Consider the following 20157-nt stretch of genomic DNA (forward strand, 5'->3'; position numbering starts at 1 on the left):
ATTTACAGCCGAAATTTCGTGCCCTGAAATTGTGTCATAATCTGTTTCGTGGTATAATTCATGTTGGTATATTTTCTTTTCCTATAGGGGAAAGAAACCTCAGATAAGTCTGGGTGAGGAGGAAACATGGGAAAACAAAATGAGTTGACAGCGAGCCTTCGGGCGCATGTACGCTGGCCACTCCAGGTGGTAATAATATTTGTAGTTGCAGATATTATCAGTTATTTTCTAAGTCCATATGCGGGAGCAGTTGGAAGTATTGCGATTGGAATTTATCTTGTATTTACAATACCGGCATATATAAGAAGCAAAAAACAGATTCAAGAATTGCTGGTAGAATTTGCAACACACTATGGAACAATGCAAAAAAGACTTTTGAATGAATTTGAAGTTCCGTATGCTCTTTTAGATGAGAATGGAAAAATCCTTTGGATGAATAAAAAATTCCAAGAGACTTCCGGACGGGCGCGAACCTATCATAAGTCAATTAATGCCATTATTGGAACCATTACAAAAGAATGGTTGCAACGTGAGAATGTGTACACAATGGAACAGCATATAAATCTAGGAGACAGAGATTATCGCGCGTCTATTCAAAAGGTTTTTATGCAGGAAGTTCTTCCACAGGCAGAAGGTGAATCACAGGGGTCAAAGGATATAAAACAGCAGAGAAAGGATTATATTTTCACCTTATATCTGTTTGATGAGACTCGTTTAAATGAATATATTCGAAAGAACGAAGAACAAAGATTGGTATCAGCACTTGTTTATATAGATAATTATGATGAGGTTTTGGATAAGACGGCAGACATGAAATCAAGTATGGTAAGTGCTATCGTAACAAGACAGATTTCGGATTATTTTTCGAAATATGATGCCATTGTAAGACGAACGGAACGTGATAAGTTCTATGTTGTCTTTAAGTATGCTAATTTACAAAGTCTGATCGAAGATAAATTCTCATTAATTGAATCTGTAAAGAAAATTAAAGCAGGAAATGAGATGTCTTTGACGCTCAGTATAGGGATTGGTGTAAATAAGACAACCTATGTACAAAATTATGAGTATGCAAGAATGGCAATAGACCTGGCATTAGGACGTGGAGGCGACCAGGTTGTAATCAAGAATGGGGATCAGATTTCGTATTTTGGAGGAAAAACACAACAAATCGAAGTAAATACTCGAGTAAAAGCACGAGTAAAAGCACACGCACTCCGTGAGATTATAGAAAGTCATGAACATATTTTAATAATGGGACATAAAATAGGAGATGTAGATTCTTTTGGCGCGGCGATTGGATTGTATGTTGGTGCTAAGGCGCTTGGAAGAACTCCAAAGATTGTATTAAATGAGGTGACATCTTCTCTAAAGCCGTTTAAAGAATTTTTTACAGAAGAAAATGGTTATGAAGAAAATATGTTTATTAATGGTGAGACAGCAATCGATTTTTGTGATGCTAAGACGGTTGTCATCGTTGTGGATACAAACAGACCGGCACATACCGAGTGCGAAGAAATTTTGAAAAAATCAAAGACCGTTGTGGTATTTGATCACCATCGCCAGGGTAATGAGAGAATTGAGAATGCAGTGCTTTCGTATATTGAATCCTACGCATCTTCAACCTGTGAGATGGTTGCGGAGATTTTACAATATCTGACAGATGGGATTAAACTAAACCATCAGGAGGCAGATAGTATTTATGCCGGAATTTTGATTGATACGAATAACTTTATGACCAAGACCGGTGTTCGAACATTTGAGGCAGCAGCATATTTGAGACGAAGCGGTGCAGAAGTAACTCGCGTACGAAAGCTTCTTCGAAATGATATGAACGATTATAAGGCAAGAGCAGAAGCAGTACGACATGCACAGGTATATAAGGGCGTATTTGCCATTTCCATCTGCCCGGCTGACGAGCTTGAAAGTCCAACAGTTGTCGGCGCTCAGGCTGCAAATGAACTTTTAAATATTATAGGAATTAAGGCTTCGTTTGTATTAACGGAGTATAATGATAAGATTTATATTTCATCTAGATCGATAGATGAGATTAATGTCCAACTGATTATGGAACGATTAGGTGGTGGTGGTCATTTGAGCGTTGCCGGAGCGCAGTTAGAGCATGCAACGTTAGAAGATGCGGAAGAAGCATTGAAGATGACATTGAATGAATTAATTGAAGAAGGACAGATTACATTGTAAGGAGCAGACTAATTATGAAGGTAATATTATTACAGGATGTAAAATCCCTTGGAAAAAAGGGAGAAATCGTACAAGCAGCAGATGCATATGCAAGAAATCAGTTGATTCCAAAGAAGATGGCAGTGGAAGCAACTCCCAAAAATATGAATGATTTGAAGCTGCAAAAGAAAAATGATGACAAAATTGCTCAGGAAAATTATGAGGCAGCCGTTGCACTGAAGAATAATCTTGAGAAGGAAGATACGATTGTAGAAATTAAAATGAAATCTGGCACAGGAGGAAAACCATTTGGCTCCGTATCCACCAAAGAAATTGCGCAAAAGACGAAGGAGCAGTTAGGTCTTGAATTAGATAAGAAAAAAATGGTTACGGAATCACTTAAGAGTTTTGGTGTCCATGAGGTGACCATAAAACTTCATCCAAAGGTAAAAGCTGTACTTAGAGTCAAAGTGACAGAAGAATAGGAGACATAAAATGGAAGAGGCATTAGTTAGAAAAGAAATGCCGAATTCCTTTAACGCAGAGCAGTCTGTTATTGGAGCAATGCTCCTTAATAAAGACGCAATTGTTGAAGCTGCAGAAATTCTAACAAGAGATGATTTCTATCAAAGTACATATGGAATTTTATTTGAAACAATGGTAGAAATGGTAAATGCAGGAGAAGTTGTAGATGCAGTCACTTTGCAAAATAAGTTAAAGGAAAAGGGAGTACCGGATGAAATAAGCTCCATGAGTTATGTGGCAGACATTATTCGCCAGGTACCGACATCGGCAAATATAAAAGATTATGCTAAAATTGTTTATGAAAAAGCAGTTTTGCGCCGTTTGATAAAAATTAACGAGAACATTGCCAATCAATGCTATGCCGGTAATGACAGCATGGAAAATATTCTTAATGATACAGAAAAACAGATATTCCAGCTGTTAAATGTGAGAAGCGGCGGAGATTATGTACCGATTCATACCGTTGTTGTAAATGCCCTTGAACGCATAGAAAAAGCATCAAAGGTACAGGGTAATGTAACCGGTATTCCGACTGGATTTATAGATTTGGACTATCAATTATCGGGATTTCAGCCTTCTGACCTGGTGATTATTGCGGCTCGTCCGTCTATGGGAAAGACTGCATTTGTACTAAATGTTGCACAGTATGTTGCGTTTCATGAAGATATGACAACGGCGATCTTTAGCTTGGAAATGTCAAAAGAACAATTGGTAAACCGACTGTTTTCGTTGGAATCAAGAGTAGATGCACAGGCACTTCGAACTGGAAATATGTCGGACAGTGACTGGGAAAAATTAATTGAAGGAGCAGAAACTATTGCTTCTTCTAATCTAATCATAGATGATACTCCGGGCATCAAGGTATCGGAGCTTCGCTCAAAATGTCGTAAATATAAATTAGAGCATGATTTAAAACTCGTAATTATTGACTATTTGCAGTTGATGAGCGGTAGTGGAAAAAGCGAATCTAGACAAAATGAGATTTCGGAGATTTCTAGATCATTAAAGGCATTAGCCAGAGAACTGAATGTTCCGGTTATTGCTTTATCACAGCTATCTAGAGCAGTTGAACAAAGACCGGATCATAGGCCAATGCTTTCGGATCTTCGTGAGTCCGGAGGTATTGAGCAGGATGCCGATGTGGTAATGTTCATATATCGAGATGATTATTATAATCATGATTCAGCAGATAAAGGATTAGCCGAAATAATTGTTGCAAAGCAAAGAAATGGTCCTATCGGAACGCAGAAGCTTGTCTGGTTACCGAAGTATACAAAATTTGCCAACAAGGAGAGAAAATAGTTACTTATGGAATTATAGGATTCACTGGAGAATCTATGAAAAAAAGGTTCTGATAATTTCAGGACCTTTTTCATTGCAAAAAAAATAAGCTTCCCGCATAATAAAAGCAGGAAGCTTATATAATTACTTGATAAATTAACCCTGAGCGATAGCACCTGTTGGGCAAGTACCAGCACAAGCACCACAATCGATGCAAGATGCAGCATCAATTTCGTACTGAGAATCACCAGCTGAAATTGCTCCTACTGGACATTCTCCTTCGCAAGCTCCACAGCTAACACAAGAATCAGAAATTACATAAGCCATGATTAAAATCCTCCTTTAAAATCTTTCCAAATATGAAATATAATATTGATTATTGTTATCATATATCAGGAATATACGGTTATTCAAGCATAACATTTGTTATATTTGTAAACGATGATTAGGCATATGATTTGCTTATCACGAGTAAAAGAGTATTGCCATATCGCAAAAAACATTATATAATAAACAAACTAGTTGATTGCGCACAAGTAATTATGAAGTTGAAAAGTTTCACACTTAGGAGGTTTACACTATGGCACAGGTAATTGAGAAAACAACCAAGATTGGTGAATTATTAAGAATGGAAAAGGACGTATCTCCAATTTTGTTAGGAATTGGTATGCATTGTCTTGGATGCCCATCTTCACAGATGGAAACAATTGAAGAAGCAGCATTGGTTCATGGATTAAATCCAGATGAACTGGTTGAGACAATTAATGATTTCATGAATGAATAATCACATGATGGTTAGGCAGCTACTTTCGGGTAGCTGCTTTTTTTGGGGGTTATACTATGATTAATAAAAAGAAACGATTTGTGTTTGACACGTTCTGATAAAAAAAGGTATGCCATCAGGAGATGACATACCACAAGAACAATTATAATTTAGAAAGTGATAAAAGTGCGTGATCTTGAATGATTACGTCAAAATGCTCATCAAAGTAAGCTTGTGTAGCAATCGAATATTTCTGATTATGGCCATACTCTGCTAGGATATTACATAGCTTTGTAAATTCGTCAAAAGTATGATCGGATTTAGAAACGACTAAATAATAATTGCCGGAAACCGGATTTTTGTACAAAGTATTTTCTCCATGATAGAAATTAGAAACTACACGGCTAAGACGCACTAATTCATCCAAATTAGGAAATGTGAACAATTTAAAAATATTCACGTGTGCCTTAGGAGCTGGCTCCGGTTGTGTCTTGAATCCATTGGAAACAGCTTGACCTAGTGGAGTAAAATGAGGTTCCTTTCGTTCTGAATTTTTCTTATCCTGATGTTGTTCCCGCATTTTTCCAAATAATCCCAATGCTTCCTCCGCATCTGTAGGATAATCCTTGGAAAGATGGTCATCAAAACCGGTAAAAGAATCCTCTTCGTTCATTGGAGAAAAACTTGAAAATCGCGTATCAAGTTCTTCCGGATATTCCACCTTTGTAATCAATAATACAATCTTATCTGCAGACATAGGAATTGCCTCAACAATAATCGGAATATTGCTTGAATCAAATCCAAATTCGTAAGAAGCCTGTTCCATCATATCGCGAAATAACAAATTCGTTTTTTCAGAACCATAAGCCAATTCACTTATTTTAAGCTGCCTGGTATCAAGATCTTCTTTTGTGAGAATGCAACGAATTTGGTTATCTGAGATTTTTTCTATTTTCATGAGTAAATCACCCCATTTCAGTCGTAAAAATAGCTAAAATACACAATTTGTAAAGTAAACGTAGTATAAACAATCTTGGCTCGATAGTCAAGAAGGAGGACTAATTTATTAGCAAAATTTAACAAAGTTAAAAATAGGACTTGTCAAATAGAAAAAAATTGTGATATAAATGTAACAAGATGTCTGCGACGCGACTTACAAGAAAGGAGTGTCAGACAGATACAAAATGCATATATTTCTGAAAGATACCGGCTACTTATGCCGTTAGGTTCAGGAGGAAGTAGCAAGGTGTATCTGGCAGAACATAATAAGTTGAAGGATTATCGAGCGATTAAGTGTATTTCTAAGACACGTTCAACGCCGCCTTCACTGCTTCAAGAAGCAGATCTATTAAAGAATCTTAGACATCCGGGAATTCCAATCATATATGATGTTGAAGAAGACAATGAGTACTATTATATCGTAGAAGAGTATGTACAAGGATTGTCATTGCTTAGGTATTTTGAAGAAGAGCAAGAGGTGTCACAGGAAGTTATATTGGATTTTGCAATTCAGTTATGTGATATTTTAGACTATCTTCATTTACAAAAGCCGCAACCGATTTTCTATCTGGATTTAAAGCCAGAGCATATCATATTGAGCGGAGGGCAATTAAAGCTGATTGATTTCGGAATGGCTACGATTGGGTGCAGGAAAGAAAATACAGTTGGATTTACATGTGAATTTGCTGCGCCTGAAAAATATTCCGGAAAGGACATGGATTGCAGGACAGATATCTATGAACTTGGCAGTGTCCTTTTTTATCTAATCTTTCACCAGTATTATCCCGGAAAATCAAAAAAGTATCCCCCAAGAAGGAAAGTAATTTCCAAAAAATTAGAAAAAATTCTAATAAAAATGCTACAGGAGAATCCGAATAAAAGATATCAGTCCATACAGGCGCTGAGAATGGATCTTTTGAAGCTAAAACACCACGGATCGGAAGGCAGACATCTTAAAAAAGACATTTTTATTATGGGTTGTGCTCCACGCGTCGGGACAACACATATAGCGATTTCTTTAGTCAGTTATTTAAACAAACAACAATCAGACAGTGCGGTATACGTAGAGGAAAATTCATCCGGTTTATTAAGAATGCTGATGGAGACCTTTATGGACATAAAAGAGTCAGGAGGTATTATTTTCTTTGATCATTTTGTGGGAATACCTCAATATGGAGAGTCTTTTCAGGTTGAAGTAAATGCACCGCTTCAGGTAAAAGATTACGGGACGCAAAGACTTAGGCTTTGCATGAGTGCGAAAGATGAGGCGGAGCGAGAATTGCTGATTTACGTAATGGATGGAAGTTGTTGGTTATGGTCAAAAGCCGCTGAGGAACTGAAGGAATTGGAAGAAATGTTTGAAGTAAAAGTGGTACTAAACAGTGAAGATGCAGTACTAAAAAAACGACTCGAAAACTATCTGAAAAAGGATGTCCTATCATTTAACCGACAATCAAACCCATTTTATTTAAGTAAGCAACGGGTTCAGTTTTGGGAGTCATTTAAGAAAGGAGGTATCGTGAATTAAATTTCATAAACGGACAGGGAAGCAGCAAATAAGAATCGGGGTATGCGGCGCTTCTAGGGGGCTTGGAACGACGCAATTAAGTCTGATGATAAGCGAATATACAAAAGATATAAAAGGGAAAAAAACTATAATTGTAGATGAAAGCGAAAACAGACAGTTAGTTCAATCCGGTTTTTTGAAGAAAGGAATTGTTGTGCCGGAAGAGGAAGAGAAATTATGCACGGAATATGAGTGTGTAATATTTGATATTGGAAGCCGTATGGATAAATATCTGGAACGGGTGAATTATTTAGATGTTAGAATTATCGTAAGCAGCATTCTTCCTCGGAAGGCAGCAATAACGGGAGAATTTCTCGAAAGAATGAAACAACAAGGAGAACAAAAGGACGAAAAAATTGTAATACTGTCAGGAAGCAGAAGTTTGCAAAAAGCATATGAAAAAATGTATGGTGTCAGACTAATTAGAATGCCGTTCATTGAAGATCCGTTTCGAATCAATCAGGAAAGTTATCGGTTTTTACAGTTATTGTTACCACTATAAACTTCTACTACAAAGCGAATAGTACCAGGAGGGGCATGGAAAATGGATGGAAAGGAATTAGAAGTGGAACTTAAAGATTATGAAAATCATGGAGTAATTATTCGATTATCTGGTCGTTTGATTACAGCGCATAATATATCAAAACATCTTTGCGTAAAAGATGGGGGAGAGTACATGCGAGATTACGTGTTTGAAGGGGGGAAATTAAAGGAAATCCGATTTGATTGGATTACAGAATAATTGTAAAAAAAGGACTTATATACCAAAATGTAACTTATTAACAATCAGAAACTAGGAGAAGGATTTGGATTGGAAATAAGATTATAGATTTTTAAGATGAAACAGGCGGCTGCACAAGAGAAGAATACTTTTGTGTAGCCGCTTTATGTATAGATAGATTATGGGAAATACAAGAAGTATGATATAATCGTTTCAGATTAATAGGGGAGCTAAGGAGGAGCATCATGGGACGCAGAAAAAAAGCCCAAAGAGCGCGAAAGAAAAAATTGTTGATCGCACTGGTGATTGTTGTCATAGTCGTTATTGCGGCACTGGCTTTTCTGGTGAAAAAGTATACACCAACCAGTGAAACAGTTGATTTGAATACTTACTATAATATAGAAGAAGAACAGGATATTGCACTCATAATTGATCGGGAGAAGAATGAGACGCTTGGAAAATATATAAATGGAGAAGTATATGTTCCATATGACATTCTGCAAGAGTCGATAAATGAACGCTTTTATTGGGATTCAAATGAAAAGATATTATTATATACAACGGCGAATGAAGTAATTAAGGCAAATGCAAATGAAGCAGCTTATACAGCGGGAAAAGAAGTTATACAAACTTCTTACCAGGTAGTGATGATAGAGGAAGATGAAACTTATGTAGCTTTGGATTTTGTTGAAATCTATGCAAATGTAACACACCAGGCTTATGAAAGTCCGAATCGCGCTGTTATTACATCGAAATGGGAGACCATCACGCAGGCAACTGCAAAAAAGGAAACACCGATTCGAGTAAAAGGCGGAATAAAAAGTAAGATTGTAGATACCTTAGAAAAGGACGAAGTCGTAACGATTATAGAAGGTGGAGAAAACTGGACAAAGGTTATGACAGAAGATGGCATGATTGGATATATGAAAAATTCATTGATGTCGGATACAAAAGAAGTCACATTGGCAAATGATTTCCAGGAAGAAGAAATCAGTCATAACTTAAAGGATGAGAAGGTTAATTTGTTATGGCATCAGGTTACGAACCAATCAGCTAATAATTCTATATCCACAGTGCTTGCGCGTTCAAGTGGAATTAATGTAATATCTCCGACCTGGTTTTATATGAATGACGAAAACGGCGGTATTGCATCAATTGCGAGTCTGGATTATGTACAGACATGCCATGAAAATGATGTGGAAGTATGGGCACTTGTCAGTAATCTGGAAAATACAGATATTGATTGCGAGAAGGTATTAACCACAACATCACTTCGAACCAATCTGGTAAATTCGATTATGGCAGCAGCGATTCAATATGGATTAGACGGAATCAATCTGGATTTTGAGTCCTTAAGTACACAAGGAGCGCTGGGATTTGTACAATTGATTCGGGAATTATCTATAAAATGCCGTGCAAATGATGTCATTTTATCCGTGGATAATTATGTGCCGTCCGGATATACAACCGCATATAATAGAAGTGAACAGGCAGCGTTTGCAGATTATGTAGTCATTATGGCCTATGATGAACATTATGCAGGAAGCGATGAAGGCAGTGTTTCTTCTATAAATTATGTAACAGAAAGTGTAACAAATACATTAAAAGAAGTGCCGGCCGAACAGATTATTCTTGGACTTCCGTTTTATGCAAGACTTTGGGAAGAAACACCGGATGAAGATGCTGAAAATGGCTATACGCTAAGTAGCACGGCAGTGGGAATGGATGAAGCCGATACTATTTTAGAAGAAAATGATGCAAATAAGACATGGAATGAAGAATTACAACAATATTATGCAGAATATGAAGCAGATGGAAAGACTTATAAGATCTGGATGGAGGAGGAAACATCTTTAGAGGCTAAGCTTAAGATATATCAGGAAAATAACCTTGCAGGAGCAGCCTTTTGGAAGTCTGGATTTGAAAGAAGTACCATATGGGACCTTGTCAATAAATATGTTCAGTAGTAGAAAGAAGGATGAATATGGAACCATTATTAATCGTTTGGCTTGTAATTATAGTGGCTTGTGTCGTGATAGAACTTGCGACGGTTGGCTTGACAACAATCTGGTTTGCCTGCGGTGCAGGAGTAGCAATGATTATTTACGGATGCAAATTGGCATTTGGATGGCAGTTGGCCGGATTTGTCATAGTATCTTTGATTATGTTGTTCTTTACAAGACCATTTGCGCTTAAGTATATTAACCGTAAAACTTTTAAAAGTAATGTTGAAGGTGCCATAGGAAAATCGGTTATGATTACGGAGACTGTTGATGCACAAAAAGGAACCGGAAAAGGAACATTGGACGGAATGGAATGGACGGTTCGCTCTAAGGACGCTAAGGTAACATATGAGCCGGGTGAGGAAGTGCAGGTTGCACAAGTTTCCGGCGTAAAACTAATCGTAGAAAAAAGGAAATAAAGAAAATGGAAATTGTGTTTTTAGAAAGAAACTCTGTTGGCGATGACGTGGATTTATCAGCATTTGAAAAGCTTGGAAATGTGAGAATGTACAGTCTGTCAAAGCCAGAAGAAATCGAAGATAAAATTGATGAAGCCGATATTGTTGTTGTCAATAAGATGCCAATGAATGAAATCACTTTAAAAAGAGCAAAACAATTAAAATTAGTTTGCGTCACGGCAACCGGTACTAATAATCTCGATAAAGCCTATTTGGAGAAACGAAACATTGCATGGCGTAATGCCGAGGGTTATTCTACGCAATCCGTTGCGCAGCATACATTTGCCATGCTGTTTTATCTGCTGGAAAAACTAGATTATTATGATAAATATGTCAAATCAGGAGCTTATATTAATAGCGATTTGTTTACACATATGGGAAAACCTTTTGCACAGCTTAGCAAAATGACCTGGGGAATTATAGGCCTTGGACAGATTGGCCGCCGTGTGGCGGAACTTGCCAGTGCGTTTGGATGTAAGGTGATTTATTATTCCACAAGAGGAAATCATGATGATGCGGAATATATGAGAGTTTCTTTTGAAGAACTTCTTAGAAAGAGTGATATTGTATCCGTACATGCGCCTTTAAATGAAAAAACACAGGGCTTAATGAATGCAAAAGCGTTTGAGGCAATGAAGAAAAATGCAATCTTTATTAATGTAGGAAGAGGTCCGATTGTGGTGGAAGAAGATCTGGCAAATGCGCTGAAGCAAGATGAGATTGCCGCAGCAGGATTAGATGTACTGTGCAAGGAACCGATGCACAGGGAAAGTCCGTTTGCAAAGTTAAAGGATTCCACAAGGCTTCTCATTACGCCGCATATTGCATGGGCTGCAGGAGATGCAAGAGACCGCCTGATGCAGATTATTCATGATGAAATGAAAGAATATATCGAATCTTCCTTAGATGAATAAATGAAAAATTTTTCTAAACAAGTGGCTCATATTCTTGACGGGCATCATAAAAAAGAGTAAGATGCTACAATATGTAGATTGATAAGAGAAAAGAAAGTATGGTAATTGGAGGTAGAATATGAGAATTCCACAAAAGTTGGAAAGAAAAGCCTTTAGCGTTGCAATTGATGTAGCATTGAAAAAGGTAAATAAGGATCGTGAAAAAGGACTTTTAGAAATTATAGATCTTGCAGAGAAGTTTATGGGAGATCAATTTCGCAAAGATGCATATGAAGGTGCAAGAGCTATTGTTAAGAATCCGGAACATAAATGGATGAAGTTTGTAAATAAGATGCTCGATGAGGTACATCCGAATGTTGCAAAAATGACAGCTTTAAACCTCGGATATCAGGCAGCTTTCCATGGAACCAGAATGATTCGTGAAAACCGTGAAGTCTATAATTGTAATATACCATGGCTGATTTTGATGGATCCAACTAGTGCATGTAATTTACGATGCACCGGTTGTTGGGCAGCAGAATATGGATATAAATTAAATCTGACATTTGAAGAAATGGACAGTATTGTAACGCAGGGAAAAGAGCTTGGCATATTTTTCTATATGTTTACCGGTGGAGAGCCGCTTGTAAGAAAAGACGATTTGTTAAAGCTTGCCAAAAAGCATAGTGAATGTGCCTTCCATTCCTTTACGAATGGTACTTTGATTGATGAAGAGTTCTGTCAGAAAGTACAAGAACTTGGTAACTTCTCATTCTCCATATCCTTAGAGGGATTTGAGGAGGCCAATGATTTTAGACGTGGAGACGGCATATACAAGAAAGTTCTTCATGCGATGGATCTTATGAAAGAATATGGATTGTTTTTCGGAACAAGTGTCTGTTATACAAGAAAAAACATGGAAGCTGTTACTTCCGATGAGTTCTTTGACCTGTTGGTGGAACATGGATGCCGCTATGCATGGTACTTCCATTTTATGCCGGTTGGAAATGAAGCTGACAAAGAATTGATGCCAACCAAGCAGCAAAGAGAATATATCTATCATAGAATCCGCGAAGTACGTGGAATGGATTCTGGTAAATCCATCTTCGTTATGGATTTCCAAAACGATGGTGAGTATGTTGGAGGATGTATCGCCGGAGGAAGAAATTACTTCCATATTAATGCAAATGGTGATGCAGAGCCTTGTGTATTTATTCACTATTCAGGTGCAAATATTCGAGAGAATACCTTATTAGAATGTCTCCAACAGCCTTTATTTATGGCATATCGCGATGGACAGCCATTTAATGACAATCATCTTCGTCCATGTCCGATGCTGGAGAATCCGGAGAAACTTCAAAAGATGGTACAGGAAAGTGGAGCGAAGTCCACAGACCTTCAGTCACCAGAAAGTGTGGAACATTTATGTGGTAAATGTGAGGAGTACGCAAAGGACTGGGCTGATAAGGCAGATGAACTTTGGACAAAAGGCCATTTTGAGAAGGTCGGATACACCAATTATAAGAAAAAATAAAGCATAGGTAGTGGCAGTATGAAAAAGACATTGGCAAAAGTCATTTTTGTAATAATTTTAATATTGATCGTGATATACACATTCCACGATTCTGCGGGAACTATTATGCAACAAATCGCACAGACATCGCTATGGCTTATCATAGCGGTGTGTCTTGTGTCTGTGATATACCACCTTTTCGAAGGTGGTATTCTGTTTTTATTAAGCAGAGTTCATAGTAAAGACATCCATTACGGTCATTGTGTGGCATGTGCATTTTATGCCGCGTTCTATAGAGTGGCGACACTCGGAGGTGGCGCCGGGGTGGCAGCCGTATATTACCTTGATAAGAAGGGGCTTGAGTACTCAAAAGGAACGGGTGTCTATACCATGATGTATGTCTTTCATAGAATCAGTATCATGCTGTTTACCACAGTGTTTTTTCTGATCAGTTGGAAGTTTATGGCAGAGCATTACAGCACCTACAAGGGGTATTTGATAGTTGGCTATGTTTTGACATTTGGTATATGTCTGGGAATTACGCTGCTAGGCTGCTGGCCCAAGGCGCATAGTATAGTAGTTGGTTTGGCAAAAAAGATAAATAAAAGCGGAAAGTTTGATGCACAGATAGCACTTTTAGAAGAAAATGTTGTGGTTTTAGAAGAGTCCTTTATGGATATGATAAAACGAAAAAGTCTTATCTTGAAGATGATCGTACTTAATTTTCTAAAGCTGGCTTGTTGGTATTCCATTCCTTATATTTTGATGTATCAGTTTACAGATCTTACAATTGTGCAGTCATGGGCGATAACGGCATTATCGGTTATGATTGCAGCTGTAATTCCGGCACCTGCCGGAGTGGCTTCCACGGAATTTGTCTATACGATGCTTTATGGCGTTGTAGTTGGTGTATCGTATGCAGGATCTTCCGTATTGCTATATCGATTTGCAACATTTATTGTACCGTTTTTAATTGGAATTGTATTTGTGATTTTGCATCGGAGAGATAAAGGGGAAAGTGGATTTAAACAATTTAAAATAATAAACGAAGAAGAGTCAAGGCAATAAAAGGACGTGAGAAATGCGCTCATGCCTGTAGAAACAAGGAAGGATATTTTTATAAAGTAATCATCTAACATTCATGAAACAATCACATAAGGAAATTACTATGTGTATAGTAGATATACATAAGAACATGAATGGAGGAAATTTACCATGAAAAATACAAAAAAAATGCAATGTCTGCTTTTGGCAGGAGTGATAGCTTCTGCTGGAGCTATGATGGCGGGATGCAGCAGCAGTTCAAGTAATGTATCAATTACATCCACGGAAATAGTAGGTGAAGTAACTGCGGTAGATGGTGATGAAATAACCGTAACAGTAGGAAGTTTAAGCAGTGGTATGGGCGCAGGCCAGGGAGGAGAAGCACCTTCTGGTGAAGTGCCGGAAGATAGCAAGGATTCTTCAGAAGAACAATCGAGTGAAGATAAATCATCGGAAAGTTCCGGTTCTACAGAGGATAGTTCATCTACAGATAGCAGTACAGATGAAACTTCATCTACAGACAGCAGTAAGACAGCTAAGACCATGAGTGATACAAAGGAAGAAGCTTCTGAGGAGACAGAGTCTGATAAGAGCACTTCTACTTCAGAATCAGAAGGTGGACAAGAACCACAAGGAGAAGCGCCGGAAGGTGGAGAGGGTGCAGCCGGTTCACAGACCTTGATCGAATCGGATACATCTATGACATTTACCATTTCGGATGAATCTGTTTTAGAAGATGATGCATCAATGGATGATATTACAGAAGGAACGGTTGTAGATATTACGATTGATGGAAGTGGAAATATAGAAAGTGTTACCATCTTGACAGATGTTCAGGTATCGTCAAGTTCATCGAACCAAGAGCAAGGAGAAAGCACTTCATCAACGGATGTTTCATATAGCGGAGTGACAGAATATACATCAGATACACAGGTAAGTGATGAAAGTTATACCTCGACAGGAACGGATGAGGAAGCTATTTGGGTAAGTGAAGGCGCAAATGTCTCTCTTAGTAACATTACAGTAGATAGAACTTCTTCAGATAGTACAGGCGGAGACAATTCTAGTTTTTATGGCGTTGGTGCGGCTATTTTAAATACACAGGGAAATCTCTTTCTATCAAATGCCAGTATCACAAGTGATAGTGCCGGCGGGGCAGGAGTATTTTCATATGATAGCGGTGTAACATATGTAGCAGATTCGACGATTACAACGCAGCAGGATACTTCCGGAGGCATTCATGTTGCAGGAGGCGCAGCTCTCTATGCATGGGATCTTAGCGTGGAGACAAATGGAGAATCGGCAGCAGCGATTCGAAGTGACCGTGGAGGCGGAACGATGGTTGTTGACGGAGGTACTTATACTTCTAACGGTACGGGCTCTCCTGCAGTTTATTGTACCGCAGATATTACCATTAATGACGCAAAACTAACTGCAACAGGTTCAGAAGCTGTCTGTATTGAAGGCTTAAATTCTTTACGATTATTTGATACAACATTAACGGGAAATATGCCGGATGATGAGCAAAATGATAACACCTGGACGGTTATTTTATATCAGAGTATGTCTGGTGATTCTGAGGTCGGAAACAGTGATTTTGAAATGGTAGGAGGAACCATCAATTCAGAAAATGGTGGTCTATTCTATACAACAAATACGGAAAGTACAATCTTATTATCTGACGTTGATATTAATTATTCGGATGATAATGACTTCTTCTTACAGGTAACCGGTAATACCAATGAGAGAGGTTGGGGAACGGAAGGTGAAAATGGTGCCAACTGTACTTTTACCGCTGATGATCAGCAGATGCAGGGCAAAATCATTTATGATAGTATTTCAACGCTCGACTTTTATATGACAAATGGTTCTTCTTTAACCGGATGTTTCGTAGACGATGAAACTTATGCCGGTGATGGTGGAGATGGATATTGTAATGTATATATTTCCGAGGATTCTACTTGGACCGTAACGGCAGATTCTGAAGTGGATGATTTGTATAATGCAGGAACAATTACCGATGAAGATGGTAATACTGTTTCTATCGTTGGAGAGGATGGAACTGTATATGTAGAAGGTGATAGTTCTTATACCATTACTGTTGGTTCTTATTCTACGGATGATAAGACTTCGAATGCACAGGAAGTTCCATCTTATTCTGATTATGAGGTAGACAAGCCATCAGAATTGGAATAATCTATAAGTATATAGATGATACTAAGGGGATGAGCTGTATGGAGAAAAAATCTTCTTTAGAAGTCATAGAGGCAATCGCAAGTTTGCTGGATGCGAAAAATACAGAGACAGAGGGTCACTCGAAACGAGTGGCCCTGATTGTCGTGATTATGGGAAAACAGATGGGGATGAAGGGCAAAGACTTAGAACAGCTTGAGAGAATGGCTCGTCTTCATGACATTGGAAAACTCGGAATTCCGGATAATATTCTGAATAAACCGTCCATGTTGACGGAAGAGGAATTCACAATTATGAAATCGCATACGGTAATTGGTGCAGACATTTTAACGAATCTGAATAATAGCAAACTCTACGTGATGGCCGCCAAATTTCATCATGAGAGATATGATGGGAAGGGGTATTACGGAATGTATTGCGAAGAACTTCCACTTTCCATTCGGATTCTTGCACTTGCGGATGCGCTTGATGCCATGACCTCGTATCGTCGATATCAAAGAAATGTAGACACGAAGGAAGCTATTGCAGGAGAACTATTAAAGGGGAGAGGAACGCAGTTCGATCCGGTTGTGACAGATGTTGCAATTTCTTGTCTTCGAGATGGACGATTTGATGCCATTTTACAGGAAGCCAAGGATATTCATGAAAAGCAAATGAGGATGGGTGACAGAATGCATTATGTGGGCTGGAGCCTGGATTCTTATACGCCAAAATGTTGGAGTCGGTTTGTTCCCTTAGAATATATGGCGAAACAGATAACCGAATATGAACGACTTAGTTCATTTCATGGGATTCTTGGTATTATGGAAATGGATAATTTTGATGACTTGATTGCAAATGAAGGGCATCGCGCTGCGGATTTAAAACTGTTTTCTTTTTGCGATCGTGTTTGTGAAATATTGAATTCCTCTGAGATTATCAGTCGGGTTAGTGAAAATCGCATTCTCGTTTATATGGAGAACAATCATAAATTGAAACTGCGCTACCAGGAGATTCAAAAAATGGCGGACATTCTTGGAGTTTCTATTGTGGCCGGACTAGCTGTGAATGAAAAGAAGTGGAACTTTAAAGCAGCTTTGGATCGCGCAAGATGTGCACTATACCATGCTAAGCTTTGTAATTTGAAGTTATATATGGAAGAGAATGTGAAGAAAGATTTGCCGAAAGATATCGGACTTGAAGCGGATCGAAAGTTAATAGAGCGTGAAATTCCGCTATCGGAGCGTGTAGGTAAAACGTTGGCGCTGATTACGATTACGCCAATTCGTAATGACGTTTTTGACATGGAGCGTATGGATGAGGTCGTTTATACGCTAGAAGATAATTTTATCCGAAAGCTTGATGATACGATTCGCACGAAGCGGTTCTCAAGTAACCAGATTGTTCTGGTGAAAGAGACGATGAACAAGGAGGATGTGGAAGAACTGCTTGAGTGGAATATATCAGAGTATTTTCGGCTGTCACAGATTACGGAATTTGAAATACAATGGGAGATTCTATAAAGAAGTATTAAGAAATTGAAGCAACATTTCTTTCCTATTATCATAATCTTGTAGTCCGATTTCATAAAATTCTTTGAGTAATGTAGCATTTTTAGTATAAGGCGTAACTCCGGGGTCATGAGATGGTGTAAATAAAAACGCTTGCCCTTTTTTTTCCAGCTCAAAACATTTACTACGGGAAGCTTCATAAACCAGATGTCGCTTATCAAGAGCTTTTGCGACTAATGGATATCGGTGAAGAAGCATATGATAAAGAAGAGGGTATTTTTGCGAAGTCATCTTGTAATCACGTGATTTTGAAAGAAGTACAACTAATTTGTCGCAGCCTTTAAAGAGAGCACGCGCAACAGGAATTGAGTCGACAACACCACCATCATAGTAGATACGACCGTTATGGGAAGTGGGTTTGCAGACAATGGGGATAGCACACGAAGCCATGAGAGCCCAATAGTCATCTTGTGCAAGATCATCCTTGGTCAAATATTCCGCGGTTCCATGATGGGCATTTGTGGTCACCATTTCAAGTTCGCAGGGATTATCCATAATGTTACGGTAATTTAAAGGATCGACGCCGTCATGTATAATCATGTCATGATAGATATGAGACAGATTAAAAAATGATCCATTTCTCAGAAAGCAACGAGCTCCAAAATAATCTGGGTCATTTAAATGAATCGAATAGAATCGAAAGTTACGGTCACGTTGCCCGCCAAGATAAGAGACAAGGCAACCAGCACCGGCAGAAACACCAATGGCATAGTTAAAAGAAATGCCATCATCTAAAAATTTATCTAATAAGGCAGCGCCATATGCACAGCGCATACCGCCCCCTTCCATAATTAGTCCTACTTTTCCCATAATTTAATCCTCAGAAACATAAGAATATGCATTTGAAACCTTGGCATTTTCCGATGTCAGCTTAACGGTATCGCGGTAGAAAGCAATTACCGGAGTTCCGGTTTCAATATTTTTATAGATTTTTTTTGCAGCTGAGGCCGGAACATTGATACATCCATGAGAGCCGGATGTTTTATAGATAGAACCTCCAAAGGAACTTCGCCAACTTGCATCATGGATTCCAACATTGTAAGCAAATGGCATGAAATAGGTTACATCAGAGGAATAATCTTCTCCGACAAGCGTAGCCGGCGACTGTTTGTAAACGATTTTAAAGATACCATCCGGAGAACCATTTCCTTTGCTGATATTGCCGGATACAATGTCTGTTTCAACAATAAGTTTACCCTCTTTATAATAGTATAAATGTTGGTTGGAGTAGTCGATTTCCACATAAGTATCTTGAATTTCCTGCGATCCTTCATAGGTTGCTTCCTGTGAATACTGCATTTCTCCGGTTATGGAACCGCCTGTATTTAGATCTTCAAGTAATTGTTTTACCATAGCCTCTTTGTCAACAACCCAGCCGTAGTCACCGCCTCCAATGGTAATAGTATCACCTAGAGTTGTTTTGAATTCGCGCTCATCGCCATAAGTATTATAAGTGCTGGCAAGCGACTGAACATAATCGGTTACAGCCTCTTCACTGATACTGACGCTTCCGTCGTCTGCAATGGAAAGGAGTGATTGAATAATCGAACTGTCAATAACCAGATTCTCGTCACTGCTTTTTAAGGTATAAGTGATCGTAGTGTCAGTGTATTTAGAAATTTGTGATAACGTAGTGTTAAGGCTTTCGTCATTGGAATAGACGGTTGGGTTTTCATAATCTTCATCTGTAAGTTCTAGTGTTGTCGTACCATCATTTAAACAATCAAGAACTTTTTGGCGGGCACTGTCTAAAAGAGTAGTACCCATAACTTCTTCTGTGATGACCCAGCCATCTTCTGTCTGTGTAAGGGCGGCATCTTGTGGTGCGATATAGGAATCGGTATCAAACAAAGCAAGTTTAGAGATTGCATTTTTGGCATCCGTTTCTTCATATGAAGCAGACACATCAAGCGTTAGTTCGTGTTGTTGTGAAATCTGCATCGGCCAGGCAAAGCCGCTTTGCTCTTTCAAAAGCGTTTTAGAAGAATTTGAAAGAGTATAAGAATATCCAAAGTCAGCGCCGATTAGTTCATAGGAATTACCATCGCGATCGGTAATGGTTAGAACGTAACTGTCAGCAGCGTTGCGAAGGATTTGATCCACTTCTTTTGCCGTCATGAAAGACGCATCTTCACCGTTTACTGTTGTATTTGAAAAGAAATGTGATGAAAAGTAAATGCTGATGCCAATGTACACTGCAGCTAGAATAATTACAATCAGGATTAACACAGCACTGCCTTTATGAGCTTTTATGTATTTCATAGAATCACCTGTCTTTCTGTAAGCATTATAACGAGAAAAGGCGGTTATTTCAACTAAGTAGGGCTTGACGTTACAAAGTTAAAGGTTGTGTATTTGATGTATTCAACGGGATAAAACAGTCATATCATATGAAAGAAAGGACAGGGAGAAATGCTTGAAGTTTCAAAAATAATCAACTATAATACAAAGGTTGAATTCTACTTTTAT

At 38.4% G+C, this 20157-nt stretch carries 18 protein-coding genes; 14 read left to right on the forward strand and 4 right to left on the reverse strand.

Features of this window, described 5'->3' with window-relative positions; genetic code table 11:
- Nucleotides 1–126 precede the first annotated feature (126 nt).
- From BLS20_RS00160 to dnaB, 3 genes are read left to right on the forward strand one after another with little or no spacing between them, the layout of a single operon-like run.
- Nucleotides 127–2199, forward strand: coding sequence for a DHH family phosphoesterase (locus BLS20_RS00160; RefSeq protein ID WP_090170689.1), 2073 nt, complete (start codon nt 127–129; stop codon nt 2197–2199).
- A gap of 14 nt (nt 2200–2213) precedes the next feature.
- On the forward strand, nt 2214–2663 hold the full coding sequence (gene rplI, locus BLS20_RS00165; protein WP_090170692.1) for a 50S ribosomal protein L9: 450 nt from the start codon (nt 2214–2216) through the stop codon (nt 2661–2663).
- A gap of 10 nt (nt 2664–2673) precedes the next feature.
- Nucleotides 2674–4005, forward strand: coding sequence for a replicative DNA helicase (dnaB, locus tag BLS20_RS00170; protein ID WP_090170695.1), 1332 nt, complete (start codon nt 2674–2676; stop codon nt 4003–4005).
- A gap of 135 nt (nt 4006–4140) precedes the next feature.
- On the opposite strand, the gene BLS20_RS00175 is transcribed toward dnaB, so the two are convergent.
- Nucleotides 4141–4311, reverse strand: coding sequence for a DUF362 domain-containing protein (locus BLS20_RS00175; protein WP_090170698.1), 171 nt, complete (start codon nt 4309–4311; stop codon nt 4141–4143).
- 253 nt (nt 4312–4564) lie between these two features.
- Between BLS20_RS00175 and BLS20_RS00180 the strand changes: the two genes are divergently transcribed.
- Nucleotides 4565–4768, forward strand: coding sequence for a DUF1858 domain-containing protein (locus BLS20_RS00180; protein ID WP_090170702.1), 204 nt, complete (start codon nt 4565–4567; stop codon nt 4766–4768).
- A gap of 142 nt (nt 4769–4910) precedes the next feature.
- On the opposite strand, the gene BLS20_RS00185 is transcribed toward BLS20_RS00180, so the two are convergent.
- Complete coding sequence (locus BLS20_RS00185) at nt 4911–5705, reverse strand: adaptor protein MecA (protein ID WP_090170705.1); 795 nt, start codon at nt 5703–5705, stop codon at nt 4911–4913.
- Between the two features lie 258 nt (nt 5706–5963).
- Here BLS20_RS00185 and BLS20_RS00190 point away from each other — a divergent pair, with 258 nt between their 5' ends.
- The 10 genes from BLS20_RS00190 to BLS20_RS00235 all read left to right on the forward strand — a co-directional run bounded on the left by BLS20_RS00190 (nt 5964) and on the right by BLS20_RS00235 (nt 17640).
- On the forward strand, nt 5964–7274 hold the full coding sequence (locus BLS20_RS00190) for a serine/threonine protein kinase (RefSeq protein WP_090170707.1): 1311 nt from the start codon (nt 5964–5966) through the stop codon (nt 7272–7274).
- Between the two features lie 85 nt (nt 7275–7359).
- Entirely contained in the window at nt 7360–7815 is a 456-nt protein-coding gene (locus BLS20_RS00195; protein ID WP_090170709.1) for a hypothetical protein, read from the forward strand.
- Between the two features lie 42 nt (nt 7816–7857).
- Nucleotides 7858–8055, forward strand: coding sequence for a hypothetical protein (locus BLS20_RS00200; protein WP_090170712.1), 198 nt, complete (start codon nt 7858–7860; stop codon nt 8053–8055).
- Nucleotides 8056–8279: 224 nt separating this feature from the next.
- Nucleotides 8280–10001 carry a glycosyl hydrolase family 18 protein gene (locus BLS20_RS00205; RefSeq protein ID WP_090170714.1) on the forward strand — a complete coding sequence of 574 codons (1722 nt, stop codon included), beginning with the start codon at nt 8280–8282 and terminating at the stop codon, nt 9999–10001.
- Between the two features lie 17 nt (nt 10002–10018).
- Entirely contained in the window at nt 10019–10456 is a 438-nt protein-coding gene (locus tag BLS20_RS00210) for an NfeD family protein (protein ID WP_090170717.1), read from the forward strand.
- 5 nt (nt 10457–10461) lie between these two features.
- The gene (locus tag BLS20_RS00215) at nt 10462–11409 is read left to right on the forward strand and encodes a D-2-hydroxyacid dehydrogenase (RefSeq protein WP_090170721.1); all 948 of its coding nucleotides are present in this window, start codon (nt 10462–10464) and stop codon (nt 11407–11409) included.
- Between the two features lie 118 nt (nt 11410–11527).
- Nucleotides 11528–12922 (forward strand): radical SAM/SPASM domain-containing protein, encoded by a 1395-nt coding sequence (locus BLS20_RS00220; protein ID WP_090170724.1) that lies wholly within the window; start codon nt 11528–11530, stop codon nt 12920–12922.
- Between the two features lie 18 nt (nt 12923–12940).
- Nucleotides 12941–13969, forward strand: coding sequence for a lysylphosphatidylglycerol synthase transmembrane domain-containing protein (locus BLS20_RS00225; RefSeq protein ID WP_090170727.1), 1029 nt, complete (start codon nt 12941–12943; stop codon nt 13967–13969).
- A 147-nt stretch (nt 13970–14116) separates the two neighbouring features.
- On the forward strand, nt 14117–16141 hold the full coding sequence (locus BLS20_RS00230; RefSeq protein ID WP_090170730.1) for a hypothetical protein: 2025 nt from the start codon (nt 14117–14119) through the stop codon (nt 16139–16141).
- 38 nt (nt 16142–16179) lie between these two features.
- Nucleotides 16180–17640, forward strand: coding sequence for an HD-GYP domain-containing protein (locus BLS20_RS00235; protein ID WP_176762212.1), 1461 nt, complete (start codon nt 16180–16182; stop codon nt 17638–17640).
- On the opposite strand, the gene BLS20_RS00240 is transcribed toward BLS20_RS00235, so the two are convergent.
- Together BLS20_RS00240 and BLS20_RS00245 are read right to left on the reverse strand one after the other, a co-directional pair.
- Entirely contained in the window at nt 17635–18498 is an 864-nt protein-coding gene (locus BLS20_RS00240; RefSeq protein WP_090170737.1) for a patatin-like phospholipase family protein, read from the reverse strand. The two genes, BLS20_RS00235 and BLS20_RS00240, sit on opposite strands and share 6 nt — an antisense overlap.
- 3 nt (nt 18499–18501) lie before the next feature.
- Complete coding sequence (locus BLS20_RS00245; protein WP_090170739.1) at nt 18502–19950, reverse strand: L,D-transpeptidase family protein; 1449 nt, start codon at nt 19948–19950, stop codon at nt 18502–18504.
- Between the last annotated feature and the right edge of the window lie 207 nt (nt 19951–20157).

The sequence above is a fragment of the Eubacterium oxidoreducens genome (assembly GCF_900104415.1).
GTDB classification, from domain to species: Bacteria; Bacillota; Clostridia; order Lachnospirales; family Lachnospiraceae; genus Eubacterium_C; species Eubacterium_C oxidoreducens.

What these genes read in the sequence shown, in the direction of transcription:
- BLS20_RS00160 (WP_090170689.1), top strand. Translation starts at nt 127, where the DNA reads ATGGGAAAACAAAATGAGTTGACAGCGAGCCTTCGGGCGCATGTACGC.
- rplI (WP_090170692.1), top strand. Translation starts at nt 2,214, where the DNA reads ATGAAGGTAATATTATTACAGGATGTAAAATCCCTTGGAAAAAAGGGA.
- dnaB (WP_090170695.1), top strand. Translation starts at nt 2,674, where the DNA reads ATGGAAGAGGCATTAGTTAGAAAAGAAATGCCGAATTCCTTTAACGCA.
- BLS20_RS00175 (WP_090170698.1), bottom strand. Translation starts at nt 4,311, where the DNA reads ATGGCTTATGTAATTTCTGATTCTTGTGTTAGCTGTGGAGCTTGCGAA.
- BLS20_RS00180 (WP_090170702.1), top strand. Translation starts at nt 4,565, where the DNA reads ATGGCACAGGTAATTGAGAAAACAACCAAGATTGGTGAATTATTAAGA.
- BLS20_RS00185 (WP_090170705.1), bottom strand. Translation starts at nt 5,705, where the DNA reads ATGAAAATAGAAAAAATCTCAGATAACCAAATTCGTTGCATTCTCACA.
- BLS20_RS00190 (WP_090170707.1), top strand. Translation starts at nt 5,964, where the DNA reads ATGCCGTTAGGTTCAGGAGGAAGTAGCAAGGTGTATCTGGCAGAACAT.
- BLS20_RS00195 (WP_090170709.1), top strand. Translation starts at nt 7,360, where the DNA reads ATGATAAGCGAATATACAAAAGATATAAAAGGGAAAAAAACTATAATT.
- BLS20_RS00200 (WP_090170712.1), top strand. Translation starts at nt 7,858, where the DNA reads ATGGATGGAAAGGAATTAGAAGTGGAACTTAAAGATTATGAAAATCAT.
- BLS20_RS00205 (WP_090170714.1), top strand. Translation starts at nt 8,280, where the DNA reads ATGGGACGCAGAAAAAAAGCCCAAAGAGCGCGAAAGAAAAAATTGTTG.
- BLS20_RS00210 (WP_090170717.1), top strand. Translation starts at nt 10,019, where the DNA reads ATGGAACCATTATTAATCGTTTGGCTTGTAATTATAGTGGCTTGTGTC.
- BLS20_RS00215 (WP_090170721.1), top strand. Translation starts at nt 10,462, where the DNA reads ATGGAAATTGTGTTTTTAGAAAGAAACTCTGTTGGCGATGACGTGGAT.
- BLS20_RS00220 (WP_090170724.1), top strand. Translation starts at nt 11,528, where the DNA reads ATGAGAATTCCACAAAAGTTGGAAAGAAAAGCCTTTAGCGTTGCAATT.
- BLS20_RS00225 (WP_090170727.1), top strand. Translation starts at nt 12,941, where the DNA reads ATGAAAAAGACATTGGCAAAAGTCATTTTTGTAATAATTTTAATATTG.
- BLS20_RS00230 (WP_090170730.1), top strand. Translation starts at nt 14,117, where the DNA reads ATGAAAAATACAAAAAAAATGCAATGTCTGCTTTTGGCAGGAGTGATA.
- BLS20_RS00235 (WP_176762212.1), top strand. Translation starts at nt 16,180, where the DNA reads ATGGAGAAAAAATCTTCTTTAGAAGTCATAGAGGCAATCGCAAGTTTG.
- BLS20_RS00240 (WP_090170737.1), bottom strand. Translation starts at nt 18,498, where the DNA reads ATGGGAAAAGTAGGACTAATTATGGAAGGGGGCGGTATGCGCTGTGCA.
- BLS20_RS00245 (WP_090170739.1), bottom strand. Translation starts at nt 19,950, where the DNA reads ATGAAATACATAAAAGCTCATAAAGGCAGTGCTGTGTTAATCCTGATT.